This is a genomic window from Lederbergia graminis, assembly GCF_042655485.1.
Classification (GTDB): domain Bacteria; phylum Bacillota; class Bacilli; order Bacillales; family Bacillaceae_C; genus Lederbergia; species Lederbergia graminis.
In genome coordinates this window covers 117,934-131,014 of the sequence record NZ_JBHSMC010000029.1, presented here as the reverse complement: position 1 = coordinate 131,014, position 13,081 = coordinate 117,934, and the positions used below count along the sequence as shown (strand labels likewise).

The 13,081-nt window shown below is 35.9% G+C and carries 13 protein-coding genes and 2 pseudogenes; all 15 read left to right on the top strand.

The window, feature by feature from the left end; translation table 11 throughout:
• Nucleotides 1–103 precede the first annotated feature (103 nt).
• The 15 genes and pseudogenes from ACFPM4_RS18710 to minD all read left to right on the top strand — a co-directional run bounded on the left by ACFPM4_RS18710 (nucleotide 104) and on the right by minD (nucleotide 12,943).
• Nucleotides 104–556: a type II secretion system protein gene (locus ACFPM4_RS18710; RefSeq protein WP_382355159.1), complete on the top strand. Its 453-nt coding sequence runs from the start codon at nucleotides 104–106 to the stop codon at nucleotides 554–556.
• A gap of 5 nt (nucleotides 557–561) precedes the next feature.
• Nucleotides 562–1,308 (top strand): prepilin peptidase, encoded by a 747-nt coding sequence (locus tag ACFPM4_RS18705; RefSeq protein ID WP_382355156.1) that lies wholly within the window; start codon nucleotides 562–564, stop codon nucleotides 1,306–1,308.
• Between the two features lie 15 nt (nucleotides 1,309–1,323).
• Nucleotides 1,324–2,292, top strand: a complete 969-nt coding sequence (gene pilM, locus ACFPM4_RS18700; protein WP_382355153.1) for a type IV pilus biogenesis protein PilM — start codon at nucleotides 1,324–1,326, stop codon at nucleotides 2,290–2,292.
• Entirely contained in the window at nucleotides 2,292–2,840 is a 549-nt protein-coding gene (locus ACFPM4_RS18695; protein ID WP_382355150.1) for a PilN domain-containing protein, read from the top strand. Before pilM ends, ACFPM4_RS18695 begins: the two co-directional genes overlap by 1 nt.
• 2 nt (nucleotides 2,841–2,842) lie before the next feature.
• A complete protein-coding gene (locus tag ACFPM4_RS18690; RefSeq protein ID WP_382355147.1) occupies nucleotides 2,843–3,469 on the top strand; it encodes a hypothetical protein in 627 nt (208 codons plus the stop codon).
• A 120-nt stretch (nucleotides 3,470–3,589) separates the two neighbouring features.
• On the top strand, nucleotides 3,590–4,609 hold the full coding sequence (locus tag ACFPM4_RS18685; protein ID WP_382355144.1) for an SPOR domain-containing protein: 1,020 nt from the start codon (nucleotides 3,590–3,592) through the stop codon (nucleotides 4,607–4,609).
• Nucleotides 4,610–4,711: 102 nt separating this feature from the next.
• Nucleotides 4,712–5,275, top strand: coding sequence for a Maf family protein (locus ACFPM4_RS18680; RefSeq protein WP_382355332.1), 564 nt, complete (start codon nucleotides 4,712–4,714; stop codon nucleotides 5,273–5,275).
• A gap of 43 nt (nucleotides 5,276–5,318) precedes the next feature.
• Nucleotides 5,319–5,849: pseudogene (gene radC / locus ACFPM4_RS18675) on the top strand (RadC family protein); the annotation flags it as partial.
• Nucleotides 5,850–6,420: 571 nt separating this feature from the next.
• Nucleotides 6,421–8,304 carry a reverse transcriptase/maturase family protein gene (locus ACFPM4_RS18670; protein ID WP_382355141.1) on the top strand — a complete coding sequence of 628 codons (1,884 nt, stop codon included), beginning with the start codon at nucleotides 6,421–6,423 and terminating at the stop codon, nucleotides 8,302–8,304.
• A gap of 79 nt (nucleotides 8,305–8,383) precedes the next feature.
• Nucleotides 8,384–8,524, top strand: a pseudogene (locus tag ACFPM4_RS18665) (JAB domain-containing protein); the annotation flags it as partial.
• Between the two features lie 177 nt (nucleotides 8,525–8,701).
• Nucleotides 8,702–9,721, top strand: coding sequence for a rod shape-determining protein (locus ACFPM4_RS18660; protein ID WP_144921328.1), 1,020 nt, complete (start codon nucleotides 8,702–8,704; stop codon nucleotides 9,719–9,721).
• Between the two features lie 183 nt (nucleotides 9,722–9,904).
• A complete protein-coding gene (gene mreC / locus ACFPM4_RS18655; protein WP_144921330.1) occupies nucleotides 9,905–10,756 on the top strand; it encodes a rod shape-determining protein MreC in 852 nt (283 codons plus the stop codon).
• 2 nt (nucleotides 10,757–10,758) lie between these two features.
• Nucleotides 10,759–11,280: a rod shape-determining protein MreD gene (gene mreD / locus ACFPM4_RS18650; RefSeq protein WP_144921333.1), complete on the top strand. Its 522-nt coding sequence runs from the start codon at nucleotides 10,759–10,761 to the stop codon at nucleotides 11,278–11,280.
• Between the two features lie 174 nt (nucleotides 11,281–11,454).
• On the top strand, nucleotides 11,455–12,144 hold the full coding sequence (minC, locus tag ACFPM4_RS18645) for a septum site-determining protein MinC (protein ID WP_144921335.1): 690 nt from the start codon (nucleotides 11,455–11,457) through the stop codon (nucleotides 12,142–12,144).
• The gene (gene minD / locus ACFPM4_RS18640) at nucleotides 12,137–12,943 is read left to right on the top strand and encodes a septum site-determining protein MinD (RefSeq protein WP_144921336.1); all 807 of its coding nucleotides are present in this window, start codon (nucleotides 12,137–12,139) and stop codon (nucleotides 12,941–12,943) included. Before minC ends, minD begins: the two co-directional genes overlap by 8 nt.
• Nucleotides 12,944–13,081: the final 138 nt, after the last annotated feature.

Genomic DNA, 13,081 nt, shown 5'->3' with positions numbered 1-13,081 from the left:
ACAATTTTTTCGTGAGAAATTTGTCGCTTATTTTTCGACTATCGCCTATAATAAAGGTGTATATTACTTTTGGACTAATACAAAGGTATGAGGAGGAAGTTTGATGGTAAAAAAGATTAGACAAGCTTTAAAAAATGAAAAAGGCTTAACATTAGTTGAGTTACTAGCGGTTGTCGTTATTCTCGGAATCATCTCTGCTATTGCTATTCCAAGCATCGGTGGATTAATCAATAACTCGAAAAAGGATGCGCATATTGCGAATGCGCAGCAGATGGTGAATCAAGCAAAATTTGCAATTACTTCAGGAGAATATACAGAAAGTGATAATGTTACTACCATTACTTTAGGTGCCCTAGTTGATGATGGATTTTTAGAAAGTGTTAAAGACCCTTCAACAGAGACAGGGTATGATGAAACTAAGAGTCTAGTAACAGTAACAAAAGGTGCGGATGGAAAATATACTTATACAGTTACCCTTACTAACGGTGGAGTAACACCATATATTTCAGACAAAGATCCATTTGAAATCTCACGTAAGGATGTAACACTCCCTTAATTACCATGACTATTCTATTCTTCCTTTACGGACTCTTATTCGGTTCGTTTTATAATGTCGTTGGGCTAAGAGTCCCAAAGAAGCAATCGATTATCCGACCACGTTCTGCTTGTCCGAGTTGTGGTCGGACATTGTCATTTTTGGAACTTATGCCTGTTGTTGCTTATGTCATACAGTTAGGGAAATGTAAGAACTGTGGGAAACGAATTTCGCCAATATATCCTATTATGGAACTTACAACCGGCCTCCTCTTCGCTTTAGCATACATAAAAATTGGTTGGAGTTTTGAGTTAGTGATTGCATTAACCCTTATCTCCTTACTTGTTATCATTACAGTTTCAGATCTAACATATATGTTGATACCAGATAAGGTATTACTTGTATTTACGGGGATATTTATCATAGAGCTAATCATCGAACCGCTCTCTCCTTGGTGGGATTCACTGGCTGGAGCAGCTGTTGCATTTATTATGCTACTAGCAATAGCCATTATTTCAAAAGGTGGTATGGGTGGCGGTGATATTAAATTATTTACCGTTCTTGGACTAGTCCTAGGTGTAAAACTAGTATTCGTTTCATTTTTCTTTGCGAATTTAATCGGTGCGATTATTGGTATTATTGGGATGGCGATTGGAAAAATTGAAAGAAAAAAACCTATCCCTTTTGGTCCATTTATCGCGATAGGTACTATCATTGCGTATTTTTTCCATAAAGAAATATTCACATGGTATCTTTCACTTGTGAATTTTTAAGGGAGACGAAATAGAATGGCAATATCACTCTTTAAAAGACAGCAAAAAACAATAAATTTTGTTTTTACAGATCAAGTCATTCGTTTTGTAGAACTAGCTATTGGTAGTAAATTTGAAATTGTACAAGCAGATGAACAAGCGCTTCCTAAAGGAATTATTAAAGCTGGAAAAATTCATGATTATCCTGCTTTACAGGAAGTGCTCCTTCAATGTGTGAAAAAATGGAAGATTAAAAACAAGAAGATTCGCTTTATCATTCCGGATCCCCATATTATTATTCGCCAAATTCAAGTACCGCTAGATGTAAAAGAAGATGAATTAAATAACTATTTATTTTTAGAAATGGGTACAACCATTCATTTACCGTTTTCTGAGCCCACTTATGACTCGGTACTACTAGGGAAAACAGAAACGAAACAAAATGTTTTATTAGTAGCATCGCCAGTAGAAGTGGTCCAATCTTATCGAGAAATACTGGAGGAAGTGAAATTACAGCCTATAGTTGCTGATATTGGACCATTATCGTTGTATCGTCTTTGTAAGTTAGGAGAGCTTATTCAAGATGATGACCATGTCATGTTATTAAATTTAGATGAACAACTATTAACGCTTTCGATTTTTCATGATGATATTCCTATTTTTATGCGTCCTGTTGAATTACAACAAGATGATGACTTCCAGATTATGATGGATCAGAGTAGCGCTTTGGATGAATCATACATATTAGAGGATATTTATAGTGAAGTAGAAAAGGTTATGAGCTTTTATACGTATTCACTGCATCAAGGGAATGCAAGAGTTAATAAATATTTCATTTCAGGTGATCATCCTAACCTAGAAGAAATACAGAAGTATTTGGAAAATCGACTTCAAGTTCATATTGAAGTATTATTAGCCGAAATAAACAATAATTTTTCAGGACAAGAAGTTGCAGCCCGATATACGACAGCACTTGGTCTCGGATTGAAAGAGGTGCCATTGTGATGCGTATTGACATCAACTTATTACAACAGCCAGAGAAAAAAGAAAGACATACGTACGCTTATGTAATGGTATTGATTTTAGTCGTTATTCTTGCCTTATTCCTGTTTTTTCTACAACATCAGAAACAAACGAAGGAAAGATTAACAGAAGAATTGCAGCAAATTCGTCAAGAAATCGAACAAATAGAGCAAAATGTTGCGACAGATGAATCACTTGCTTCCGTTGAAAAACTACAATCTGTTATCGAAATGATGGAAGAAGATAGTATGTCTGTTATTCCAATTCTTCACCATTTTACGAGCATATTGCCACAAGATGGATATATTCAATCAATAGATTATGTGAATGATGAGATCAGCTTAGAGATAGAATTTACGAATCAACGCCATGCAGCTTATTATTTAGCAGAGCTAAATCGCACAACTTGGGTAACTACTGCAACACTGCAAACAATAAATCAGGTAAGTAGCGCTGGTGCAGAAGATAAGACGAACTATATAGCTTATTACTCCATTACACTTGATAATCAATTGGCAGGTAGGGAATAATGATGGAAAAAATCATCTCAAAAAAGACCTTACTCATTAGTGGCATTCTCATCATAGCTTTCGTATTATTTACGTATCTTTATTTTCAAGTGTATAAGCCAATTAATCTAGATGTGACAATATTAGAAAATGAAATACAAATGGAACAAAAACGATTAAATTTATTAGAGGAAAAACAAAATGAAACGAGCGAACCAACTGGAGCTACAACTTACTTACAGCAGAAAATACCTGTATTACCATTACAAGAGCAACTGATTCTCCAATTTGAGATGGCAGCAATGACTTCTAATATAAATATTTCAGGAATGAGTTTTACAGATGGGGAAACGGCACAAGAATCTGAAGGAACTCCAATTGATTTACCAAATGGAATCGAATTATTAACAACAACCTTATCCATAAGTGCCCAATCCTATGCTGCAGTTGAAAAATTTATCATGGAATTGGAAGCATTACAAAGAATTATAAAAATCGACCATTTGTCCATCAAATCAGAAGCTGAATCGAATATCATGATGGATTTAAGTGTATCTGCGTATTATTTACCAACATTATTTGACTTGCAAGATGAAGTACCAACTATTGAAGTACCTACACCTGCAAGTAAAACTGATCCATTTAAGTAATATGATTTACCTGTTGAAAAAATTGACGAAATCATTTTATGACAAGACGACAAAAGTCTTGTCTTTTTTTTTTGCTTGTATGATAGCATGTAAGCAATTGCAAGGGCGGGAGGTAGAAGAATGGAAGATGGAAAGGAGAAGCAAACATCACAAATTAAAATTAAATTGAATGGAGTTGAAAAGCCATTTTCCGAAGAAACCCGGATACATGATTGGCGAACAACCGTAAGAGAAGAGACAGCTGCAACTTCAGAAGATACTGCAGATGAAGAAGAATTTGAGTGGATATTGCCGGAAATCGATACGAAAGAAATACCAGAGTATAAAATTGTTAATGCTACGGTCCCATCTCCTAGAAACAATATAGGGAAAAAATGGAGACGGCAAATGTATCCTGATATTTCGAAGCTAGTATTTTCAATTATACTCGCTATTGTAGTCGGACTTATATTAGGTACTTTATTTTTAAAAATGATGGCATCAGAAGATGATATTGTGGCGATAAATGAAGTTGAAAATCCAGGATCTGTTAATAAGGATGATGAAAAAAATGGTGGGACCACGACTGGACCGGTTGAAATAACGATTCCAGCTTTAACCATTGGGGTTCTTCAAGGTGGACAATTTTCGTCGAAAGAAGCTGCTGATGCAGCTGCTAATTCTTTTCGCAAAGAAGATTTAGCTACAACGATCATAGAAATGGACGGGAAACATTACGTATTTATTGGTGTAGCAGGTGATTTGGCTACAGCAAAATCTTGGGAGAGCCAATTAAAGGATAATGGTATAGAAGTATGGGCTAAAGAGTTATCCATTCCAGCGAAGGATATTACGTTTGCTTCTCAATCAAAAGGAGAGCAATTTGTTACAGAAGCAAGTACTTTTAAAAAGCTAGCAAATGAATCTGTTACTGCGACTATTTCAGGGAAGACTAATGCTGCCAACATGAAAGAAATAAGTGGTAGTATTGAAATGAAAGAGGATATATTCGAAAGTGAAGTTGCTAATAGTATCCATTCAAAACTAGTATATGCACTGCAGGGATTAACTGAATTTTCAAGTTCTGATTCACAAAAAAATCTAATTAATGCCCAACAAGGATTATTAGATTATATGAATTTATTTTATAAGGGTGAGTGACTAGCTACGTCTAGTCCCACCCTATTTACTATTTTTGTCTACTTTGGTAGTATAATGGTATGTATCTCCAATATCATCATGTCGAAAGGATGGCTATCAAATATGCCTCAGCTAATTCTAGCTTCGAATTCCCCACGTAGGAGAGAGTTACTTCAAAAGTTAAATATTCCATTTAAAGCGCTTTCACCAAATGTTGATGAATCAATTTCTACTTATGTATCACCAGAGGATATTGTGATGACTCTAGCATTGAGAAAAGCAAATATAGTAAAGGACCTAGAAGAAAATGCTGTTGTAGTTGGCTGTGATACAGTTGTAGTTTGTGATGATCAAATACTTGGAAAACCGAAAAATGAAAGTGAAGCTCGCGACATGTTAAAACAGCTATCAGGTCGAACACACTCTGTTTATACAGGGGTAGCAATCATTCATGATGCCAAACAAGAATTGTTTTTTGAAAAAACAGATGTGGAGTTCTGGCTATTATCAGATGAAGAAATAGAGCAATATATCGAAAGTGGAGAATCTTTTGATAAAGCTGGTGCCTACGGAATTCAAGGACTAGGAGCATTATTAGTTAAATCTATTAGAGGGGATTATTACTCTGTTGTTGGCCTACCTATTGCCCGCTTGTCCCGCGTCTTAAGAGAGAAATTTAACTTATAATATTATAGGAGGAGAAGGAAGGTTGAATAAAAAATCTTCACTCATGATTCGGGATTTCCCAATCGATGAACGTCCAAGAGAACGATTAATTCACAAAGGGCCAGAAAGCTTGTCAAATCAAGAATTGCTAGCAATTATTTTAAGAACAGGGACGAAATCAGAATCTGTTATTCAATTAGCCAATCGTCTTTTAACTCAATTTGACGGACTACATTGGCTAAAAGATGCAGCTTTAGAAGAAATAATGGAAATTAAAGGAATTGGAACAGCAAAAGCAGTGCAAATTGCGGCTGCTGTGGAATTAGGAAGAAGAATAAGTAACATAACGTTTAACGATCGTTATGTAATTCGAAGTCCGGAAGATGGTGCGAATTATGTGATGAATGATATGCGTTTTTTAAAGCAAGAACATTTTGTATGCGCTTACTTAAATACAAAAAACCAAGTAATTCACCGTCAAACTATCTTTATTGGTAGTTTAAATGCCTCCATCGTACATCCTCGTGAGATTTTCAAAGAAGCATTTCGACGTTCAGCAGCGTCTATCATTTGTTTCCATAATCACCCATCCGGCGTGCGCCTGCAAGGTGCGTAATTTTAGCGATTTCTATAGAAATCTAGAACTCCTTACATTGTTCTATGGTCAGCATCTTACCATGAGGGGAAACCCATAGAGGGAACAGAGCATGATGTAAAAAGGAGAAAAGACAGGCAAGCTATCTACGCCTGAGTCAGTTCTTCAGACCAAGTGATGTATGGTAAAAGCTATACTGCTTGAATCCTAGACGAATGAGCGATGGGTGCGCCGTTGTCTACGATAGCTAACAGGCAATGAGGACAAAATGGGAGACATATCCTCGGAGTGTCTGCTGGGTATCGCCTGAGCCCTGTCCATAGTAAGGTTTGTCCTTCAATCCTCAACTAGAGGAAACCGTCGAAAGGGATACCTAACCATCACGTATCTAAAATTATGTCATAATGCAGGGATTACCTAAGTGCAAGTGCCTCAGGCTATTAGACAAAGGTCTATGAAAATTGCATATGGTAACGGAGTCTCCATAGTACCCAACGTTTGCTTGTAATGAGTTTAGCAGGGGGAAGGGAGACAGGTTGATGTTAACGTTAACTAGAAAGGAGTCATGAATATGGCAACCAATCCATTTCGACAGTTAGACGTTATAAGGAATGCTTCTCAAAAAGGAAATATCATTACGGATTGTTATCGTCTTATGTATAACAAAGAGTTGTGGATTAAAGCATACGCTAAACTATATCTGAATGCAGGGAATCTAACAAAGGGATCATCTAATGAAACAATAGATGGTTTCAGTTTACAAAAAATAGACGACATCATAGAGCAATTAAGAGCTGGAACATTCCGTTTTGCACCCGTAAGAAGGGCTTATATTCCTAAGTCAAATGGTAAAAAGAGACCGCTTGGAGTTCCTAATTTCAAAGATAAGATAGTACAGGAAGTTATGAGAATGATATTAGAAAATGTTTATGAGCCAAGATTCTCTGAAAACTCACATGGTTTTAGAGAGGGAAGAAGCTGTCATACGGCACTTTCTCAAATCAAAAACACATGGAAAGGACTAACATGGTGCATTGAAGGAGATATTAAAAGCTTTTTAGATCATATTGACCATACTGTACTATTAAAACTTATCTCGAAGAAAATAAATGACCGTCGTTTCCTGCTATTAATTCATAATGCACTAACGAGTGGTGTAATGGATAATTGGAAATACCATAAAACCTACAGTGGTACACCACAAGGAGGAATCATTTCTCCTATCTTAGCAAATATCTATCTTCATGAGTTTGACCTCTTTATGGAAAAACAAATGAAAGCATTTGATAAAGGTCAGGTTAGAGCTAGAAATAAGGATTATATCAAGATTCGGTCAAAGATCAGCACCCTATCACGGAAGATTAAAAGACTTGATGAAAGAAATGGACATAGTGATTGGCAAGGTAGGAAGGAGCTAGTCCTCAATATTCAGGAACTTAAAGTAAAACAAATACAAGTTACTTCTATTGACCCTATGGATAAAAATTATCAAAGGATGAAATATGTCCGCTATGCCGATGATTTTGTGATTGGAATTGCTGGCTCGAGACAGAGTGCCATGAAAATGAAGGAAACGATTAAATGTTTTCTTAAAAAGGAACTTCAGCTTGAACTAAGTGACGAAAAGACACTTGTTACCCATCTAGAAAATCCTATTCCCTTTCTTGGGTATCAATTTCACAGATGGAACGAGGTTAAGGTTAAACGAGTCACATATAAAAACCAAAAACATCCATTAAAAAAGAGAACTCTATCAGGTGCGATTAAGTTAGAAATTCCAGAAAAGAAAATAAAAGAATTTGCAATAAAATATGGATATGGAAATTTAGACGACTTTAAAATTACACATAGGGCGAAGTTAATTTACAATTCGGAACTAGAAATCCTACACACCTACAATGCTGAGCTGCGAGGAATTGCAAACTACTATAAGTTAGCTAATAATTATCATCATTTGGATAGGCTCTTTTACTTGGCTGAAAGTAGTTTCATAAAAACAATCGCTAATAAACGAAGAAGCACCTCTATGAAAGTAGCCACCAGTATGAGAACTCATAAACAAGGAGTACTATGCTTGGTTAGGAAAGATACTAAAGGTAATGAAAAATTTCATCAATTCGTGAAACTAAAAGATTTACCTAAGCACAAAGGTGCAATAAAAATAGACTCCCCTAATACAGATGTATTAGTTAATACATTGAAATATTCTGGGAGAACTGAATTAGAACAACGATTATTAGCAAATAAATGTGAAGCGTGTGGTACAACAGAAGGTCAAATGGAAGTTCATCATGTCCGTAAATTAAAAGACTTGAAGAACAAAAAACACCTAACATATTTGGACAAGAAAATGATTGAACGGAATAGAAAAACACTCGTTCTTTGTTACAGGTGCCATCATGACCACCATGAGAAGCAAATTCCGATTAATCAACTGGCGAGCCGTATACGCTGAAAGGTGTATGTACGGTTCTGAGGGGGGAGCTGTGAAACCTACTTTGGAAACAAAGCAAGGCGCATGGTTCCTACCCTACGACCCCGAGCCTTCAAGAGAAGATATAGAAGTAACAAAAAGATTAGTGGAATGTGGAAAAATAGTTGGGATAGAAGTGCTTGATCATTTAATTATAGGTGATAAAAAATATATAAGTCTTAAGGAAAAAGGTTATTGCTGATACTATGATTTTAAAAAAGATTAGGATATAATTATATTTATGAATTTTTACTGAAGTTGTATTCGGTAAATATGGACAAGCTGATGATTTCTAATGATAGTATTAGTTAATAGTAAATAGAGGCCTTACATTATAATGTCCGGCTGTTGGCATAAATGAGAGAGGGAGATACATACCATGTTTGGATTTGGATCAAAGGACTTAGGTATTGATTTAGGTACAGCAAATACACTTGTTTTTGTGAAAGGGAAGGGAATTGTGTTACGTGAGCCTTCCGTAGTTGCTTTACAAACTGATACAAAAAAAATAGTTGCTGTTGGTAATGATGCAAAAAATATGATTGGACGTACACCAGGTAATATTGTAGCATTGCGACCAATGAAAGATGGTGTAATCGCTGATTACGAAACAACTGCATCTATGATGAAATATTATATTAAGCATGCTCTAAAAGGTAAAGGGCTTGGAGGGAAGCCTTATGTCATGGTGTGTGTACCATCAGGCATAACTGCAGTGGAACAAAGGGCGGTGCTTGATGCAACACGTGAAGCGGGTGCACGTGAGGCATTTCCAATTGAAGAACCATTTGCAGCAGCGATTGGAGCAAACCTACCTGTTTGGGAACCTACAGGAAGTATGGTTGTCGATATTGGTGGTGGTACAACAGAAGTTGCTGTTATATCATTAGGTGGAATTGTAACGAGTATGTCTATTCGTACTGCAGGTGATAATATGGACGAATCTATTATTGCCTACATTAGAAAAACGTATAATCTATTAATTGGAGATCGTACTGCAGAGTCGATTAAAATGGAAATTGGTTCTGCTAGTGATACAGAGGGTATTGGCCCAATGGAAATTCGTGGACGTGATTTATTAACAGGCCTACCAAAAACAATCGAAATCACTGCAGCAGAGATTTCTGGTGCACTACATGACACGGTGTATGCCATTATCGATGCAGTGAAAAACACATTAGAAAGAACGCCACCTGAATTATCAGCTGATATTATGGATCGTGGGATTGTGTTAACTGGAGGCGGTGCTCTGCTTCACAATATGGATAAAGTGTTAAGCCAAGAAACGGATATGCCTGTCTTAATTGCAGACGAGCCACTAGATTGTGTTGCTATTGGAACTGGTAAAGCACTTGACCATATTCATCTATTTAAAAATAAAGTTAAAGATTCTCGATAAAGTCATGCGCCGGTATCATACTGGCGCTTGCACTTTTTTAAAATTTTATGTTTAGCTTTGCGTCTTTTCGCTAGTCCATTCGTACCTCTTTTTATTTCAAATTTATGGAGGAAAAGTAGACGAAGTGACCCTACTTCTATTAGCATACTAGGCGCTTATGCTGTTCTATTTGGGGTGATTTTGATGCCGAATTTTTTTCTCAACAAACGTTTAATTATACTGCTTATCAGCATCATCATACTCGTTTCATTAATTGGCTTTTCTTTAAGAGATAAAGAAAATATTTCAAAGCCAGAACAATTCGTGAAAGATGTTGTTGGTTTTGGTCAATATCTAATTATGAAACCAGCACAGGGGATTGCCGGTTTTTTTGAGAATATAGAAGATATAAAAAATACATATACGGAAAATAAAAAACTAAAATCAAGGCTGGAAGGTCTAGCCAAGCTTGAAAAAGAAATTGCAGATTTAAAGTTAGACAATGAAGAACTAAGAGAAATATTAAATAAAACGGATAATATTCGTGACTATGAACCAATTCAAGCAACCGTTATTAATCGTTCTCCTGATCGTTGGTATGATAGACTAATTATTAATAAGGGGCAAAAAAGCGGTGTCCAAAATGATATGGCTGTCATTACTGCAAAAGGGTTAATAGGTAAAGTAGTAAGTACGTCCGAAATGACTGCAACGGTAGAACTGTTGTCTTCTACGAACACAAGAAATAAGGTATCCGCTCAAATACAAGGAGAAACCCCTGTTTATGGGTTTATAAATGGCTATGACCAAGTAAATAATTTGTTGTTAATGAAAGATATCCCAATTGATCAAGAAATAGAGGTTGGTCAAAATGTAATTACTTCGGGATATGGTGGGGTATTTCCAAAATTATTGGATATCGGAAAGATTAAAGAAATTGAGCTGGACCGTTATGGATTGACGCAGACTGCATATGTAGAACCAGCAGCTGATTTTTATGGTTTTGAACATGTTATCGTTGTGAAAACGGAAAATGTTAAAATGGAGGAGGAATAATAATGATGAAAAAATTATTTCTTCCTCTCCTTTTAGCATTTTGTTTTTATAGTGGTAGTGTTTTTGTGTATTTCCTTCCACCAGGATCTTTTGGTATCGATAAAGTGTTAACACCACATTTTTTACTTGTCATGTTAATTTTAATGGGGATTTTTTATTTTCGAAATCGCTCGTTAATCTATGCAGCTATTTTTGGGTTAATATTTGATATATATTTCACCGAGATCATTGGAATTTACTTCACATTGTTTCCAATAGCTGTTTATTTGTCTGCCAAAACATCAAAGTTTTTACAGGCAAATATATTAACAACCCTTGTAATAAGTACTATTTGTTTGACGTTAGTGGAAATTATCGTCTACATATTTAACGTTCTCATTATGCAAATAAATCTGCAACCAGAAGATTACGTATTAGTGCGATTATGGCCTACACTCGTGTTAAATCTAATCTTCTTATTAATCATTTACTATCCTTTCTCACGGATGCTTCAAAAAAGTGTAAAAGAAGAACTAAATGAATAAAAATAAAGCGATTTTAAAGGAAAATACACTCACTTTGTCGAATTGAGCTAAAGATGACGTATCCATAAATATTAGTTAAAATAGATAGTAATTGATGTAGTTGTTGAAAGGAGACATAAGGGCAAAAAATTAGGAGAGATAGTAATCTATTAATCTCCGCTTTGCCCGGATCACATGAAAAACAGACAAAATGTAATGATTAAAGGGACGAAAAGTGGTCTTTCACTGCAATTAAATGATCACTGCTCCTATGATGAATTACGGAAAGAGTTATCAGATAAACTAGCTGATTTGCATGGAGTAGATATGGATAGTCCGGTAATTTCTGTGCGAATATTGGCAGGTAATAGACATTTGACGGAAACGCAGCAAGAAGAATTGAAAAAGTTGATTATGCAAAAGAAAAATTTGCATGTAGAGGAAATTGAAAGTAACGTTATCTTAAAAGAGGAAGCAGAGCGTTTAATTACAGAGCAAGAAGTTACGTCTGTTGCTACAATTGTCAGATCGGGACAAGTTTTAGAAGTACCAGGTGATTTGTTACTTGTTGGTGATGTAAATCCAGGAGGTACCGTAAAGGCTGGTGGAAATATCTTTATCATGGGTGCTCTAAAAGGTATAGCCCATGCTGGAGTTACGGGTAGGAGTGAAGCCGTCATTGTTGCTTCTTTTATGACTCCATCGCAATTACGGATTTCTGACTGTATTAGTCGAGCACCAGACTCGTATAATCAGGAAGAACATCACCAAATGGAATGTGCTTACATAGACAATAAGCAACAAATTGTTATTGATCGATTACAAGTTTTAAAACATATTAGACCAAATATTAATAGATTAAAAGGGGGACAAATCTATGGGTGAGGCGATTGTAATAACATCAGGTAAAGGTGGAGTCGGAAAGACAACTACATCCGCTAACCTTGGAACAGCACTTGCCCTTCAAGGGAAAAAGGTATGTCTGATTGATACAGATATCGGTCTTCGAAATCTTGATGTTGTCCTAGGTTTAGAGAATAGAATCATATATGATCTTGTAGATGTTGTCGAAGGACGTTGCAAACCACATCAAGCATTAGTAAAAGATAAGCGATTTGATGATAAATTATTCTTGCTCCCAGCTGCACAAACGAGCGATAAAACAGCAGTTTCTCCACCACAAATGAAGCAGCTTGTGGATGAAATGAAACAAGACTATGATTATATATTAATTGATTGTCCGGCAGGTATTGAACAAGGATACAAAAATGCTGTTGCAGGTGCTGATAAGGCAATTGTAGTAACAACACCAGAAATTTCTGCCGTTAGAGATGCAGATCGTATAATTGGATTGCTTGAAAAAGAAGAAGGTGTCGAACCACCAAAATTGATTATTAATCGCATACGTCCACAAATGATGAAAGATGGAGATGTATTAGATATTGACGAAATTGCTCAACATCTATCCATCGATTTAATCGGAATCGTACAAGACGATGTTGAGGTAATTAAATCATCGAATCAAGGTGAACCAATTGCGTTAAATCCTAATAGTACTGCTTCAATTGCATATCGTAATATTGCAAGACGAATTCTAGGTGAATCAGTACCACTCCAAGCATTAGAAGACACCAACAATGGTCTCTTTGCAAAACTAAAAAAACTATTCAGTGCGAAAGCCTAACGGATTAACTTCCAGGAAAGTTTTTATGGGCGATAGACAAACTTGATAAAGTAGAGTTTGTCTATCGTCTTTTTTTGAGTGTTTTTTAGGTACATAAAAACAATTCGAAAAACGAGCACTGACAGTCTAATATGTGCC

Excerpts from the sequence above, each read along its gene's own strand:
- ACFPM4_RS18705 (WP_382355156.1), top strand. The coding sequence starts at position 562 with ATGACTATTCTATTCTTCCTTTACGGACTCTTATTCGGTTCGTTTTAT.
- ACFPM4_RS18710 (WP_382355159.1), top strand. The coding sequence starts at position 104 with ATGGTAAAAAAGATTAGACAAGCTTTAAAAAATGAAAAAGGCTTAACA.
- ACFPM4_RS18680 (WP_382355332.1), top strand. The coding sequence starts at position 4,712 with ATGCCTCAGCTAATTCTAGCTTCGAATTCCCCACGTAGGAGAGAGTTA.
- ACFPM4_RS18660 (WP_144921328.1), top strand. The coding sequence starts at position 8,702 with ATGTTTGGATTTGGATCAAAGGACTTAGGTATTGATTTAGGTACAGCA.
- ACFPM4_RS18685 (WP_382355144.1), top strand. The coding sequence starts at position 3,590 with ATGGAAGATGGAAAGGAGAAGCAAACATCACAAATTAAAATTAAATTG.
- mreC (WP_144921330.1), top strand. The coding sequence starts at position 9,905 with ATGCCGAATTTTTTTCTCAACAAACGTTTAATTATACTGCTTATCAGC.
- minD (WP_144921336.1), top strand. The coding sequence starts at position 12,137 with ATGGGTGAGGCGATTGTAATAACATCAGGTAAAGGTGGAGTCGGAAAG.
- ACFPM4_RS18670 (WP_382355141.1), top strand. The coding sequence starts at position 6,421 with ATGGCAACCAATCCATTTCGACAGTTAGACGTTATAAGGAATGCTTCT.
- minC (WP_144921335.1), top strand. The coding sequence starts at position 11,455 with ATGAAAAACAGACAAAATGTAATGATTAAAGGGACGAAAAGTGGTCTT.
- ACFPM4_RS18695 (WP_382355150.1), top strand. The coding sequence starts at position 2,292 with ATGCGTATTGACATCAACTTATTACAACAGCCAGAGAAAAAAGAAAGA.
- mreD (WP_144921333.1), top strand. The coding sequence starts at position 10,759 with ATGATGAAAAAATTATTTCTTCCTCTCCTTTTAGCATTTTGTTTTTAT.
- ACFPM4_RS18690 (WP_382355147.1), top strand. The coding sequence starts at position 2,843 with ATGGAAAAAATCATCTCAAAAAAGACCTTACTCATTAGTGGCATTCTC.
- pilM (WP_382355153.1), top strand. The coding sequence starts at position 1,324 with ATGGCAATATCACTCTTTAAAAGACAGCAAAAAACAATAAATTTTGTT.